This is a genomic window from Bacteroidia bacterium (assembly GCA_027493955.1).
GTDB lineage: Bacteria > Bacteroidota > Ignavibacteria > SZUA-365 > SZUA-365 > JAOSJT01.
In genome coordinates this window covers 4,241,783-4,257,094 of sequence record JAOSJT010000001.1, presented here as the reverse complement: position 1 = coordinate 4,257,094, position 15,312 = coordinate 4,241,783, and the positions used below count along the sequence as shown (strand labels likewise).

8 protein-coding genes are annotated in these 15,312 nt (G+C 57.2%); 5 read left to right on the top strand and 3 right to left on the bottom strand.

All coding sequences use genetic code 11. The features are described 5' to 3' along the window. Positions 1 to 7 precede the first annotated feature (7 nt). Entirely contained in the window at positions 8 to 2,986 is a 2,979-nt protein-coding gene (locus M5R41_16260; protein ID MCZ7557954.1) for a T9SS type A sorting domain-containing protein, read from the top strand. Positions 2,987 to 3,108: 122 nt separating this feature from the next. Then, entirely contained in the window at positions 3,109 to 8,100 is a 4,992-nt protein-coding gene (locus M5R41_16255; GenBank protein ID MCZ7557953.1) for a T9SS type A sorting domain-containing protein, read from the top strand. A gap of 446 nt (positions 8,101 to 8,546) precedes the next feature. On the opposite strand, the gene M5R41_16250 is transcribed toward M5R41_16255, so the two are convergent. The 3 genes from M5R41_16250 to M5R41_16240 form a co-directional block, all read right to left on the bottom strand. Beyond that, positions 8,547 to 9,350 (bottom strand): hypothetical protein, encoded by an 804-nt coding sequence (locus M5R41_16250; GenBank protein MCZ7557952.1) that lies wholly within the window; start codon positions 9,348 to 9,350, stop codon positions 8,547 to 8,549. Between the two features lie 11 nt (positions 9,351 to 9,361). Further along, positions 9,362 to 9,952, bottom strand: coding sequence for an XTP/dITP diphosphatase (locus M5R41_16245; protein ID MCZ7557951.1), 591 nt, complete (start codon positions 9,950 to 9,952; stop codon positions 9,362 to 9,364). A gap of 120 nt (positions 9,953 to 10,072) precedes the next feature. After that, positions 10,073 to 10,387 carry a hypothetical protein gene (locus tag M5R41_16240; protein ID MCZ7557950.1) on the bottom strand — a complete coding sequence of 105 codons (315 nt, stop codon included), beginning with the start codon at positions 10,385 to 10,387 and terminating at the stop codon, positions 10,073 to 10,075. A gap of 342 nt (positions 10,388 to 10,729) precedes the next feature. Between M5R41_16240 and M5R41_16235 the strand changes: the two genes are divergently transcribed. The 3 genes from M5R41_16235 (at position 10,730) to M5R41_16225 (ending at position 15,295) form a co-directional block, all read left to right on the top strand. Next, positions 10,730 to 13,414 (top strand): M1 family aminopeptidase, encoded by a 2,685-nt coding sequence (locus M5R41_16235; protein ID MCZ7557949.1) that lies wholly within the window; start codon positions 10,730 to 10,732, stop codon positions 13,412 to 13,414. A 171-nt stretch (positions 13,415 to 13,585) separates the two neighbouring features. Further along, positions 13,586 to 13,912: a hypothetical protein gene (locus M5R41_16230; GenBank protein MCZ7557948.1), complete on the top strand. Its 327-nt coding sequence runs from the start codon at positions 13,586 to 13,588 to the stop codon at positions 13,910 to 13,912. Positions 13,913 to 13,978: 66 nt separating this feature from the next. Then, complete coding sequence (locus tag M5R41_16225) at positions 13,979 to 15,295, top strand: T9SS type A sorting domain-containing protein (GenBank protein ID MCZ7557947.1); 1,317 nt, start codon at positions 13,979 to 13,981, stop codon at positions 15,293 to 15,295. The last annotated feature ends 17 nt before the right edge of the window (positions 15,296 to 15,312 follow it).

Sequence of the window (15,312 nt, the reverse complement as noted above, 5' to 3'; positions counted from 1 at the left end):
CGAGCTGGTGGCGGATATCTACTGTCAGCGCTTCGAGCTGAGCACGGGCAGGCGCGACCCGGGATGGCCGGTGAACGGTGTGCCGGTGTGCCAAACGGGAACGCACAACGAGCGTCCACGCATCGTGGGCACCGACGACGGCGCATTCATCACCTGGATAGACTATCGCAACGATCCGGGCGTGCAGCCGCGCAACCGCGACGTGTATCTGCAATACATGCAGAGCGCGACGGCCAATCCGGCTCCGGGTTGGGCGCAGAACGGCATCCCGGTCTCGACCATGAGCGATCCCGACCAGATCAATCCGGAACTCGACGTTGACAATATACCGACGCCCGACGGGCAGGGCGTGGTGGTGACGTATCAGGACGCGCGCGACTATGCTCTCGGCGGAGCGATGTGGCGCGTGATGGTCAATCATATCGGCGCGAACACCAATCAGCTGTATCTCAACGGCGATAGGCCCGTCACGCTCAACGCGCCAGGCAATCAGGAATTCCCGCAGATTGTGAACACAGGCAGGAATCCCGCCGTTCAGGACCGCCGGGCCATCATCGTCTGGCAGGACGATGGAACAAACCCGGGCTCCTTCACCCCCGACATCATGGCGCAGGCACTGGATTCGGGTGCCAATCTGCTATTTCCGACGCAGGGTGCCATAGTCTGCGATGCGCAGGACGCTCAACAATTCCCGCAAATCACCTTGTGGGAGCATTTCCCCGATCCGCAAACCTTCATACCGCTGGTGACCGTGGGTTGGGAGGACAGTCGAGACCAGCAAGCCACCGGCGTCGACATTTACGCGGGCTTGCTGGATGCGAGAGGACCCGGGGTGATGGTGAATCCCCTGGGCACGAACGGCGATCCGATTTGCCAACTGCCCTACGACCAGACGCAGCTCGCCATGGACAATCTTCTTGCGAGCAGCGTGATAAACGAAAACACCGTGTTCGCGTGGAAGCATCATACGGGCACGGAAATGGACATCTGGTATCAGGAAGTCAACCTCCCGTCGTGGACGTATCAGCAGCAACTCAACGGCTGGCCGGTGACGGAGGCGCGCGGTGATCAGGTGCTGCCACAGGCAAGCCGCCGGGTATTCACCTGGCAGGACGGGCGCCGCAAGCCCATACCCAACGACAATCAGGACGACGAGAATATCTACTGCCAGACCCCCGGCGAATGCACCGGTGCAACCGGCATGGCCTGGCGCGACGAATTCGCCTACTGGACCTTCGGCGAGGATGCGGAGAATTTCCGCTTCGTGAGCGACAAATTCGACGGCTCCACCTACATCGTGTGGGACGAGATCCGCTACCCCTATGGGCAGCCGGGTACGGAATACCGCATGGTGTTCATACAAAAGCTGGACCGCTACGGCGTTCCCCGCTGGTCCACCAACGGCGTCGTTGTGAATCCATACATCGGCGGCAACGCCGCAAGCCTCAATGCCCGACTGCCGGATGTGTGCATCGACGGACAGGGTGGCGCAAGAGTGGTCTGGGAGCAGGAGGTCACTGGAAGCGCACCTTCAAGATTCAATTGCTGGACAGCAAATGTTTCAGCGTCAGGAGTAGCGACCCTAGTGCCGATTTTGTGGGGCGGAGCTGGCACTGGGTTCGATTATCGCGAACCACGCATTCTCCCTGTGAACTCGCCAGCCATCAATGCTCTTATTGGCTGTCTGAGCAATGATAATCTTTCAGGATTCAGACAGATGAAGCTCGGATTCTGGACTACGGTCCCAGGAGTTGGCCTGTTTGACATGATACCGGGTAGTCCTGGCCATCATGAATCCCTCATCATCGCCTGGGACGGAGCGGATTACCTGTATGGTGTGAGCAATGAACCCACTTCGGGGAACATTGACCTTGCTAATCTCGACTTAGCAATGCCGCAAGCTACTCCGACTACTCCCATTCCATACAGCTCTTTCCAAGGTTACGACCTTGCCGCCGGCACCACCGGTGGTATAATGAGCGGCTCGGCCATACTCGCGTACGCAATTGTCCCTCCGGGCGGACAAACCTCTGATGTGTTTGTGAACACCTATCAGTTTGGAGCTCTCAATACTGCTCTGATGCTGACGAATAACAGCCCTTCAGAATTCTCGAGCCACCCGGCGATCGATGTGGACAGTCTCCGCAATGCGGGTTCGAGCGAGGAAGGGGCGCTGATGGTCTGGAATACCGCATTCACCATCCCAGGTGGCACATACCATCGAGTCGAGTCGAACCGTGTGACCTTCCCGAACGCTTGGCCCGCCCCTGGCGTTCCGGAATATGGCCAGAACCTGCTTCTCGATATAGGCCTCACCGCGCCTTCGTCCCCGGACATCGCTCGCATGATCAATTTCGCACCCGGTCTCGACGGTCCTCGCGGCGTGGCTGTGTGGGAAGGTGGCGGTGAGATGAGTCCGTGCAGTCCCGCGCGTCCGACCGAGATCTACGGACAGCACATACTCTTCGATTCCTCTCTTCCTTCCGGTGGACCGCAGTGGCCGCAGCCGGCAATGATTGGACCCGGACCCGGCAATTACCATCAACGCACACCTATGGTCAAAGCGGCCTACGCGGGCGAAATGGCGGTGTACTGGTACGACAGTCAGAACGGCAACAACGGCCTCATGGGTACCATGCTGACCAACCTCGGCACGACCATACGATGGGTGAAACGTTCCGATGCGGAAGTGGCACAGACGCCTCAACCAAGCATAGCCATCTCTTCCATCTGGCCGCAACCGCAATACGCCAATGCCGATGGTGTGAACATTTCCTGCACGGGACCAGTCGATGCAGGCGTATCTCTCGAGATATACGATATGCTCGGTCGACGCCTACAAACGCTGTTCTCGGGTACCATGCGCGAAAGTGGACTGTTGCTGCGCTTCGATCCGATCAAACTCGGCTTGCAGGCGGGAAGCTACATCGTCCGCATGAGCAGCGGTGCCAGCCAGGTTACCCGCTCCTTCGTCATTCTCCGTTGATATTTCCGAAGCGGATTTCCACTTCACTTTGCAACGGAATCCGCGCAATCCACCCGGAGGGGCAATCCGCCCCTCCGGGCATTTCTTTCCGTAGTATACATTGCACGCTTCAGGAGTCCACCATGCGATACAATCCCGGAATCTTTGCCATCTCGATGCTGATAGTGTTTCAGTCGATCACCGTAACAATGTTTGCCAAAGATCCTCCCGTCACGGCGGAGCGTTTTCGTATACCCCTGCACTTCATTCAAAACGCAGGACAATGGGATGCGGAGGTGAGGTATGGTGTTATCCGAGGCATGGAGAAGGCGGCGTTTACCAACGAAGGAATAGTCCTATGGAGGCCGTTACGTCGGTCGACTGTTCTGCCGACATTGGAAGTGACCGCGAATACCGCGCCTATCCCTGGTGACGGATTGCTGGCGCGACTCGATCTCCGCTTTGTCAATCCATCGAAGGATATGTACATCGAAGGACTGGGCGAGCGGTACGAAGCCACGCAGATATACAGAGGCAATGACAGCTCGATGTGGCGGACGAATATTCCCAGTTTTACGGGAATTCGATATGCAAACGTATGGCCCGGCGTTGATATCGAATACAGCGAGAATGGTGATCGGTTTCAACAATGTATTGTGCTGCACCCTGGCGCGAATCCGGCCGACATACGCTTCGAGGGAGCGGATGTCATACTGGATGATATGATAACGGGGATAAGAGAAGATGGGGATATCTATGTTGAACGCAGTAACGCGACCATGGGAAGTGGCATACGGTACCGTCCATACCGAAATTTTTATGACCGACGCAGAGAAATTGCCACCGAGTTCAATACGTTTTTTGGGGGAAATGGGGTGGATGAGATAGTCGGATTCGACATTGATCAACGTGGGTATATACATCTGTATATGCAGACCGCCTCCTCGGATCTCCCCGTACTCGCAGCGCATCAGGCAAATTTGAGTGGAGACTACGATATGTTTCACGCCTGCCTGAAGGCGGACGCTCAGACGATACATTTTGCGACGTACATTGGAGGGAGCCTGAACGAACTTCGCGGCCTTCTTTCTGGTGGGACGAGGTTGAGCAAATCGATGATGAGCTGTGACAACGACAACAATGCGCATATGATGTGCAACGCGCAATCCCTGGATTTTCCCATCACGGCGAATGCACTGCAGCCGGTACGACCTGCACAACCATCGTGGCATTGGTCTCGTACCTCACAATGGCAACATTTTTCAGTACCTGTCTTGCTCAAGCTAGATAGTGCGGGCCTTCTCATTTCCTCCACATGGCTCGGCGGCCCCGGAGCACTTATGGCTGCAGAGTTGACAGTAGATGCGCAAGGCAACACCATACTGCTCGCGGAGACCGATGGCGTGCAATGGTGCGTCACTCCGGGAACGATTCAGGACACTATCGACACCATTCCAATCTACGATCCGCACGGCCGCAGGTGGTGGCCACGGAGCGCCATCCTCGTAAAAATTAATAACATGCATGACTCGGTTGTTGCCGGTACCTACATCTTCGACGGCGAAGGGGAATTCCTAGCTTTGTCCCATTTGCGGGTTATTTTAGCAACCGATAGAGCAAGTAATATTATTCTGTGCATAGAGGATCATGGTGAATACCCATTGAAACCCCTCCCCAGGATCCGGAACTGGCTTGTTGGTGAGGCGCACAACGCCACATTCCTGTGTAAGATAAGCGGTGACCTCACGAGTTTTATCTACGCCACTCCGATATCATACGTTGATCTTCCGGTTATAGCGGTAGGGGCTGATGGTTCAGTTGTCCTGGTCGGGATGAGTAACTCTGCTACCCTTGTAAGACCACTCGAAACGGAGAATACAGCTAACATTATCATGCGCTATCCGCCAACCGGTGGCGAGCCAGCATTCGTTACATACAATCCTATACCGTTAAGCTTTGCTCCGCAAGTGCGGATCACACCGTGTAATGAAATTCTTGTTTTTGGTCGCACACGCACCACGAATTACCCATTCGTCAATCCGCTCGACACGGTAAATCAGTATGAATCTGAGTATCTGCTTGTTCTGGACTATGACGGCACGGAAATCCGTCATTCCGGCTACTGGCATCCCGACGAGAAGTATATTAAACGAGGACATGTAAAATGGGGCGCCTACCATAATTACTCCCATATCGATGCGGGCAACAATCTTACCGTGTTCAGTGAATTGAAATCCATACACAAGGATAGCGTGACAATGTTCAGCGCTATACAACCTCTGTATGGAAATGATGCGGAGGGCTTCCTCTTCCGCACACGAGTACCCGGCTGCGAGTTGCTATCCTGTGGATTGAACGTAGCCGACACGGTATTTAAATACAACGATCCGGCGCTTATTCATCCGCGTTATCTGGATGTGAGCACGGAGTTGCTCAACATCGATCCGGCCATAGACGCGGGAGGTATCGAATGCCAGATATCTCTGCCAAAGGGTCTGGTGCTCGATCCCGACACGCAACGCGCGCGCATAGCGTTGGGCGATTTGCGTCTGCGGCCGGGAGACAGGCACACCGTGCGCTGGCGCGTGCGTGTGGACGACGCGGCCTTCGATACCTCGGGCGCCTGGATCGACGTGGTCACCTACTACTTCGATGCGGATCGTATGCGCGGCACGCCCTCGGTTATCACCTGCGATGCGTATATCAACTTCGCGCGGCGGGATCGCTTCGTACCTGAGGTGCCCTGCGCCGTCACCGCGCCGGACTCGCTCTTGGTGCTCGGCGACAATTACGATCCGACTCCCTTTCCCGTATCGCTCACCGTCAACAACACCGGCAGCGGCCCTATCACCTTCGCGCGCTTCTCCATGAACTTCGGCGATGGCATGTATCTCTTTCCCGTCCCCGCCGGCGGGAAATATGCTCCCGGCGCAACCGTGCCTCCGGGCGGCAGTCATACCGTCAACTGGCAGGCGCGCGCGCTGCGTCGTCCGGTGGCACGCGATGTGCGCATCTTCTGCATAGGCGAGGACCCCGTCGGCAATCCACTCTCTCTCTGCGACGCCACGGTGCACGTACCCGCAATGCCCGTGCAGTGCATGGCGTTTGGTACGCAAAACATCACCATCAATCCGGAAAGCGGCGCAATCACACCAAATCCCGCCGAGGTCCTGCTCGAACTCCGGAGCGTGATCGACAGCGCGTTGCTCGATATCAACGTGTGGCTGGACCTGAGCGCCTGTCGCCACCTCTCGCTGCCCGCGGCGGACTACGGCCGCGGTCCCCTGCGCATGATACAGAACGATGTCGATACGTTGCGCTGGCAGCTTGGTCTGGCGAGCAATCCCGTCGGCACGGCCACCGACACGCTGTACTTCCGCATTACGGGCGGCGGCGGTCGCTGGAGCACGTTCTGTATGCTGCCGGTGCGCATCACCATGCTGCTCGGCGGCGCCGAATGCGCGCTGTATGGCCCTCCGTCAGTACCGGAGTCACTGGTCATACAGCGGACTCCCGTCGCCATCGATTATAGTTTGCGCAACACCGGCACAGTCGCGCTGGACGCTCGTAGAGTCGATCTGTCTATCCTCGGCGACGCCGGGCTGCTCGCATTGGATCCGCTGTCCCGTACTCTCTCGTCGCTGTCTCCCGGCGACAGTCTCGCGGAGCAATGGAAGCTGCGTATGCTCGCCCTGCGCGCCTCGCGCAATGTCACGCTGGAGGCCTTCACCTGGGGAACGAAACGCGACGGCACGGGCGACTCGCTCCTCGCAATCTGCACGCACGACATGTACATCCCCGGCATCGACGGGCTGCTCTGCGACATCATTACGTTGGACACCGTGCGCTTTTTGCGCGATCCGCTGGGCTACGACCCCGATCCCGTACCGGTAACGTTGGACCTGCGCAACATACTCGACACACCGGAGACGAGCCTCGAGGCAGAGATCGATCTCACTAACGCCCCGCGCTTCGAACCCGCGAACGGCGAGACAGCAATGAAAACTCTCGCCTCCATCGACAGCAACAGCGCCGCGCAACTGCGATGGCTCCTGCATCCCCTCGCCGACACACTCACCGAAGCGCAGCATATCACCGTCCGCTACCGCTCCACCGAACAGGGCGACTGGAAGGATTGCAGCGCCGAGATCATTATCGAATCATGGCCCCAAGTACAGACAACACACTGCGTTGTCTCGGGGCATGACTCGCTCCACGCCGACGCAGCCTACGAAATCCTCATCCCCGAACCCTTCGAAATCTCCTACACCGCCACCAACACAGGCACCGTGGCGCTGCACAATTGCTCCGCTACCATCATGCTGCCGCCGGAATTCGAACTCGTGAGCGACAGCGCCACGCTCAGCTTCGGCGAGTTGCGTCCCGGCGACGGCAACACGCGCTGGTGGACGCTCAAAACCACCAGCGCCCTCGCGGGTTACGGCGCGTTTCAGGTCAACTTCACCTGGCGCAGCGACGAGCAGGGCAGCATCACCGACTGCGACCACACCGTGCACGTTCTGCCGGATGCGCCGACGGGAATTGTCTTTACTCCGCTGCATTTGCATTTCGAAGCCGAACAAAACGATCCCCTCCCCGCCGCGCAATACATACAACTCTGGACCGGCGGCGGCCTCTCCATGCCGTGGACGGCGCAAGGCGGCCAGTGGTGGCTCAACGCAGATCCCGTCTCGGGCGATCACGCCGCCCGCATCGCCGTGCAGCCCAACAGCACCGCGCTGCCCTTCGGCCTGCACGCCACCGCTCTCACAATTGGAGGGCAAGCCCCGAATCTCCCGAGGGATGTGGCGGTGACGTATCGCATCAAGGGACTCGTGGGAGTGGAAACGGGCACGTCCCCTACCACCTACGGCCTCGGCCCCGTCTGGCCGCAACCCGTGCCGCTCAACGGCGAAGCGCGCATCTCGGTGAATGTCCCGGTGGGCGAGTATGTGCGCATCGTGCTGTACGATGCCCTCGGCCGCGAGGTGGTGCTGCTGCGGGATGGTATGATGCAGGAAGCGGATGGTGTATTGCTCATCGTGCCGTCGGCATTGCGTTTGCAGCCCGGGATGTATTTCATTCGCATGATCGGCGCGGGAGGGCAGGCGGTGCGGGCGGTGGTGGTGCGGTAGAGACGCCCGGCGGGCGTCTGTACGGGCGGTGGTGCGGCCGGAGCAGAGAGCCGATAGCAGAGAGCACGGTCGTGCGTTACGGATGTCCGAAAAGCGATCTATATCCGTTACAATGCTCCTGAGTGTATCCGCCGCCTCCCACTTGCGAAACTAATGTGCTTGTACGGTGCAAGCAATCTTGCCCGGCCGTGCTCTCTGCCCTTTGCTCTCTGCCTCCTCCCGAACTGAGGCACTTGTACGGTGCAAGCAATCTTGCACGGCCATGCTCTCTGCCCTTTGCTCTCTGCCTCCTCCCGACGTGGGGCGCTTGTACGATGCGAGCAATCTTGCACGCCCGTGCTCTCTGCTCTTCGCTCTCCCCGCCTGCGCAAACTCAAATTATCGGAATCCAGCAGCGCTGTGCAATGGCTTCGGGGGGCAGGCGCGTTCTGCGCCTTGCGCCCTGCTCACCAGGAGCAGACAGGCTGCGGCTGGACGATATTCATGTCCACGAGTTCCTGGCGCAGCTTCGGGAAGCTGGATGCCAGAGGGAGACCGCCGCGCAGCAACGTGAACACCGCCTCCGAGCCGTCGATCAATGCCAATCCGTAAGGCCGTGTGAAGTAAAAATCCGCCTTCTCGTTGAGGATGAGCGGATTGAGAAAATCTGTCGGATTTTGGAGATTGGGCAGGCGCGCTTCAATGCTGACCGTGATGCGCGCGACATTTTTCAGCGTGCCACGCTGCGTTGCGACGTCTCCGGTTCCGATGTAGCGCCCCTTTACCCGGAAGTATATGGGAAAAATCGGAATTTGATTGAACTCGATGGTCACAATATCCCAGGTGGCTTGAAAGCCCGGATTGAAGGGAATGATGAGAAACTCTTTGGGGATTTCCACACCCGGTCCACCGGGAATCACAGGGAAAGCACCCAGATCCCTCAAACCCGGACTGCTCATCATGATGCCGACACCCGTTTTTCGAATGTATTGCGTGTCCGTCGTGACCTGACCCCCGCGCCTGTCCTCGTTCACCTGCACCGAATAGGTCAGGGAATCCACCACGCGGCTGCCGATGATGCGGGAACGCACCCGGGCAACATCCTTGACGCTTGCCGAATCCAGCTGGTACTCCCACCAGAACCCCTCCCGGTCGGGATAATACTGCTGATCGGCAAACAACTCCGTCCCGGACGTTGTGACGGGAGCCGGATCATCGGTACATGCGGGCAGGACGAGCACGAGAGTCAACAGGAACATGAAATATCGCATACAAACCTCCGTTATTTCGCCAGAAATTCCTTCAATGCCCGCAGCGCGTTGCCTCGGTGGCTGACGGCGTTTTTCTCCTCCGCCGTCAGTTCCGCGAAGCTGCGGGTGAAACCCTCCGCCTGGAATACCGGGTCATACCCGAAACCACCGCTTCCGCGCGGCGTGAGTAAAATGCGTCCCTCCACCCGGCCCTCGAAGTACTCTTCCGTGCCGGGACCGACCAGCGCGATCACACAGCGGAAGCGCGCATCGCGCTTGCGTGCGGGCACCTGCGTCAACTCCTGCAACAGCTTCTTGCAGTTCTCCTCGTATGTCGCATTCTCGCCGGCATAGCGGGCGGAGTACACGCCGGGTTGACCGAGAAGATAGTACACCTCAAGGCCGGTGTCGTCCGCCACGGCGGGGAGACCCGTGCAGCGGTACGCCGCCTCGGCTTTCTTATATGCGTTATCCTCGAGCGTGTCGCCGTCTTCCTCCACGTCGGGACAGCCGGGAAATTCCGACAGATCACGAACGGTGACGGGCAGGCCGGCGAGGAGGGCCTTCATTTCCGCGGCTTTATGCGGGTTGCGTGTGGCAAGGACGATGGTGTCGGGTTTCATGCGCAGTGTGCGTATCTGAGAATGTTCTGTTTCAGCTACTGTTCCGTATGTAACAATACAGAATCCGACTCTGGAATGCCAGTGCCGCCATGCAGAGAATCCGTGTCCGGTCCCGAGCTCTCAGTGGCTCCCATCGGACATGGAGTCGGGATTGTCGATGATGAGGACGTCCAGCACGGCGGCGGCGTTGTTCATGACTTCGCGCGAGATGCGCCTGCCTTCCGCGCAGGCATAGGCAGCATTCATCGCATCCTCGTCGGAGAAATAAACGTCCAGAATCGCCGCAGCCCGGATCTGGCCTGTCGAGCGCGAGGATATCGCTCCATACTCGAGGCGCAGCACTCCGGGCAGTGCTTCGAAGAGCTGGTGGATGCTTTTTGAAACCGGGGGGCCATCGCTTTCCGAGGCGGCAAACAGCCATGTCTGTCGTATCATTTCGAGATTTCCTGCGTGATCTTGTTCTTTCAATGATACCACTTCGGCTGCACCGGAGCAATGTCCCTCATCGCGCATACGCGATACGTACACCGAGGCGCCAGAGGAACATGAATGCACGTAAATCCTGTTACCCACTCCCTTCCCGCAAGCCGCTTGCGACATTCCCCCGAAAGATTCCTCTACACATATACCCGCCGATCCGCATCCATCCGCACGCACGGGTATTCCGCGGCCCCCTCACATACAGACCACGGATTTGTGCATTGTTCGACATGAGCGTACGTACTATTATTGAAGATTGCATCAGGGTGCAGTACATCCCTTCCACCTGGAGAACCTATGAAATTGCTTTACCACCTCTTGCTGCTGCTTCTTGTCGGCGGTACCGCTTTCGCACAACAGAGCGATATGTGCGTCCACCGCGAGAAAGAAATGCGGCGGTACGAACTGCTCGCAAAGCGCAGCGCTTTTGTTCCGGCTTCCATGGCCTCCTACGACGTGACGTATTATCGCCTCACCATTTCCCTGGGAAAAGACGCGACACTCCCGTTCAGCGGCAACGTGCTCATGCACTTCAGAGCGATCAACGGTGACATGAACACTCTTGACGTCCACATGGCGCCGAATGCGTCCATAGATAGTGTTGTGACTCGTGGCCAGCGCATTCCGAAAAGCCAGCTCACGATCAATGGCGATGTGGTGACCATTCCCCTGCCATACACTCTGCGTACGCAGAGGAGCGATGACGTACGCATGTATTACACTGCATCGTACGCGCAGAGCGGCATCAGCATCCGCAGCGTCAACAACGTGGAACTCAACGAGCAGGTGACATCTATCGCCACGCAGTCAGAACCGTATGACGCGCGCACGTGGTGGCCCTGCAAGGATGATCCGTCGGATAAAGCGGACTCGATTGACATCATCGTCACTGTTCCCGATGACCTGTATCCGGTATCCAACGGGCTCGTCGTTTCTGATGTCGTAGGCGGAGATGGCACGCGGACAGTGCACTGGAAAAGCAAATATCCCATCGTCACCTACCTTGTCAGCGTCGCGGCGGCGAAGTACAATTACCGCGAGTTTCAATTCACGCACGGCGGCAGGACCATGCCCGTGGGAAGCTGGTGGTACGGCATGTCCGCGCAGGACATGGCCGCATTCGAGCAGGACATGCTCGAAGGCTTGCAGGTGTATTCGGATCTCTTCATCACCTACCCGTTCATCAACGAGAAGTACGGCATGGCCGAGTATGAATGGGGAGGCGCAATGGAGCATCAGACGGTATCCTCCATGGGCTTTTACAGTACCGGTGTAGTGGTACACGAACTGATGCATCAGTGGTTCGGCGACAAGGTGACCTGCAATTCCTTCCATCACATCTGGCTCAACGAGGGCTGGGCGACCTACGGCGAAGCGCTGTTTTACGAGGCGCGCTGGGGTCTGGACGCGCTCAAGGCCGATATGGCGGGCAAGGCCTACTATGGTCCGGGTACGATATACGTCAGTGATCCGACGGATTTCTCCCGCATCTTCAGCGGCAACCTGAGCTACAACAAGGCCTCCTGGGTGGTACACATGCTGCGGCATGTCATGGGTGATGAAGCGTTTTTCGCCGCCACGCGCAAATATCTGGGTGATGAGATGATGCAGTATTACCGGACCGCCGTCACGAGCGAATTCCAGCAGGTCATGGAAGACGAAAGCGGCATGGATCTCGACTGGTTCTTCCAGCAATGGATTTACGGAGAGTATTATCCCACCTATCAGTACGAATGGGGCGTCACGAATGTCGGCGGCGAGCACCAGCTGGATGTGAGCATCGAGCAGCTCTATCTTTCGACGCGGCAGCTCTTCACCATGCCCATCGATCTGTACGTGCGTTACGACGACGGCAGTGATACGACGCTTGTGGTGTTCAATGATCAGGCGGCGCAGGAATGGAGCTTCATGCTTCCGAAAAAGCCGGAGCTGGTGCAACTCGACCGCGACAACTGGATTCTCAAGCGGGTGATCGAAAAAATCGTCAATCCCACCTTCGACAAGGGCATACTGCTGGTCAACGGCGTGGACTGGAATGAAAGCGCGTACCGGAGCGCCATGGACGCCGCCTTCGCGGATTCGACCTTCACCGGCGGCCAGCCCTATACCTTGTGGGATCTCTTCCCGAACCCCTCGGGCGGCTATCCCGAAGGCGTACCCGCACCCATCGGCAGCGGGGCGATTCCTGCGAACGTGCTGGGTCAATACTGCACCGTGATCTGGCTGGGCAACGCCTACAACGGCGATGAAGCGCATTGGTTCAACACTTCGGCCATGGAGTACGTGCGCGTCGGGGGCAATCTCCTGTTGATGACGCGCTATGGCCAGCAATTCCTCTCCGCGGAGATGCGCCAGTTCCTCGGCATCACCTGGACCGGTCAGTTGGCGACGGTACGCGAGTGCAAAGCGACGCTGCCCTCGCTGACGGACATGGAATTCACCGGCGACCAGAATCTGGTGAATCCGTTCAGTCTCACGCTCGCTCGTCCGGAGAATCTTATCCTCTTTACCGAAACAAGGAACAACACCACCTCCGGCATCGGCGTGTGGGGCAAGCCCGTCAAAACGGGCGAGATGGAAACCGGACACATGATGTTCCTGTCCCTGCGGCCGTATCGCATCGAGCCCGCACAACTGAAAACGAATATCGCGGCGATGCTTGACGAGATGCCCTGCGAACCGGTGCTGAGCACGCGCGAACCCGCATCACCCGCCGCGATGGAGTTACACGCCGTGTATCCGAATCCGGCATCCGCCGCCGTCCTGCGCACTGCACCACTGTCCGTTCGCGGGACGTCCGACATCACCCTGCGTGTGCACGACGTGCTCGGACGCATGGTTCGGGAAGTATATAACGGCACGCTGTCGCAGGGCGAGTACAGTATAAAGGTGGAATTACACGGCCTCCCCGCCGGTGTGTATACGTTGGTGCTGCGGAGTGGGAACGCCACAAGCGCTCGGACGCTGGTTGTTGCCGAGTAAATAGACTATATCATCGCGAGTAGCGCGTGCAACACGAGCGCTGATTCGATACTACATCACTTCGACGAGGATATTGGAGCAGAGAAGAATTTCTCTGCTCCTTTTTTTTCGATGTACTCGCCCATACACAAAGGCGCTTACGCTCTGCCGAATCCAGTGCCGGGGACAAACATGCCGGGAGCGACAGTGCATGAAATGTACGTCGATCCCGACGGACCGAACGGCCATCGCGCCTACGTGGCGTACACGCGCGGCGGGCTGTTCATTGTCGATATCGATACCGCCGATGTCCTCAACAGCAACATCGTGAAGCGACAGATGTATGACAGCGACAAACTGAGCGCTCTTTCGGTTTTCTCCGCTGACACGGCTTTTGACTGGCGGCTCTGTCACAGCGCCTGGCCGACGGAGGATCGGGAGTCTGTGCGGGCGACGGATAAAATCCCTGCGGGCAATTCGGGAGATGCGGCATTATATGACTTGATTCTGAACACATGATTACGTATGCTCAACTACATCAGCAATCCGCGACATACACTGCACTCTTCGAAAAGGACTTCCATCATGAAAGTGATTATTTTCGCATTCGCTCTCGTTCTTTATTCCACCCTCGTAACTGCGCAAAGCGGTTGGCGGTATATCGGACCGGAGGAACATAGCGTTACTCATATGTCCATCTTGGGCGATCTGATCTTTACCTCTGTTTCAATCCCACGCCCGGAAGGTGGGTACAACGCAAGACGCATATATCGCTCAACCGATGCTGGAGATTCCTGGTCTCTCCTCGACACAAATCTCATACACCCTAGCACCGTTGTTACAATTCTCGAGGGCGAACCCACACGATTGTGGGGGGCGACTGCGTCGAAAATATACTTCAGCAACGATTTGGGGGTCTCTTGGGATTCCACGGATCAGCAGGATCCCTCTATCGGCGGACTGATTCAGAAGAAAAACGTTCCCGGTCTGGTATTCGGTTTTCGTTCCATCAATCATCGATTTGAACGCCTGTATCGCTCGACGGATTTCGGTAGAACCTGGCAGTGGCCGTACCCATTCCCATATTCCAGCGACGGTTCCATCATCGCACTAGCCGTCAGTGAAACGTCTCGGGATGTCTATGTCAATGTTGATACCGATATCGGAGGAGCGTATTTCTTCCACAGTGCGGATGACGGGGAGACGTGGCAGTTCGTCGCCGAAAGTCCACTGAACATTGGTTCACTATCGGTTGATCCGGATTTGACCAACCAAATACTCGCTACCCAAGGAAATCAGCTCCTCCTTTCAGAAGACCGCGGCTCATCCTGGACAATCATTTATACAGATAATGACAATAGAGGCTTTCGCTCATTGACCCGAAACTTAAAGAATGCGAACGAACTGTTTCGGTTCAATAGCAATACGGGCGCAATCTCTCACTCTCAGTCGAGAGGTTTCACATGGACTGTTGATTCAAGCTCGCTTGACCTTCCGTACAAATCCTACTGGAATTCAAGAGACGCGAATAGATGGCTTCAACACGACGCAAGCCGTAATCGATTGTATTTCGAGACCAGGAAAGGAATCTACATCCGTGATAATTTGAGCACGAACCTCACGGCTACCGAAATACCTCCAGCCCCTTTGATTCAGGTGTATCCTCAGCCGGCACGCGAGAGCATGACCGTGAACATCGAAATGCCGGCGGCCTCGAGTACCACGCTCCGCTTGTACAACACCCTGGGAACCATGGTGCGTGAACAACGCGTGTCTGCACCCGGCAGTTTTCAGTGGGATCTTCGTGACAGTAACAACAGGGAATTACCGAGCGGAATATACCTTCTGACAATGTTTGCTGGACAGGAGAGACTAACACGTCTAATCTTGATTCAACGATAAACCTCGAAATCCACATT

Coding starts and splice junctions, on each gene's coding strand:
- M5R41_16230 (MCZ7557948.1), top strand. CDS start 13,586: ATGCCGGGAGCGACAGTGCATGAAATGTACGTCGATCCCGACGGACCG.
- M5R41_16235 (MCZ7557949.1), top strand. CDS start 10,730: ATGAAATTGCTTTACCACCTCTTGCTGCTGCTTCTTGTCGGCGGTACC.
- M5R41_16250 (MCZ7557952.1), bottom strand. CDS start 9,350: ATGCGATATTTCATGTTCCTGTTGACTCTCGTGCTCGTCCTGCCCGCA.
- M5R41_16240 (MCZ7557950.1), bottom strand. CDS start 10,387: ATGATACGACAGACATGGCTGTTTGCCGCCTCGGAAAGCGATGGCCCC.
- M5R41_16225 (MCZ7557947.1), top strand. CDS start 13,979: ATGAAAGTGATTATTTTCGCATTCGCTCTCGTTCTTTATTCCACCCTC.
- M5R41_16255 (MCZ7557953.1), top strand. CDS start 3,109: ATGCGATACAATCCCGGAATCTTTGCCATCTCGATGCTGATAGTGTTT.
- M5R41_16245 (MCZ7557951.1), bottom strand. CDS start 9,952: ATGAAACCCGACACCATCGTCCTTGCCACACGCAACCCGCATAAAGCC.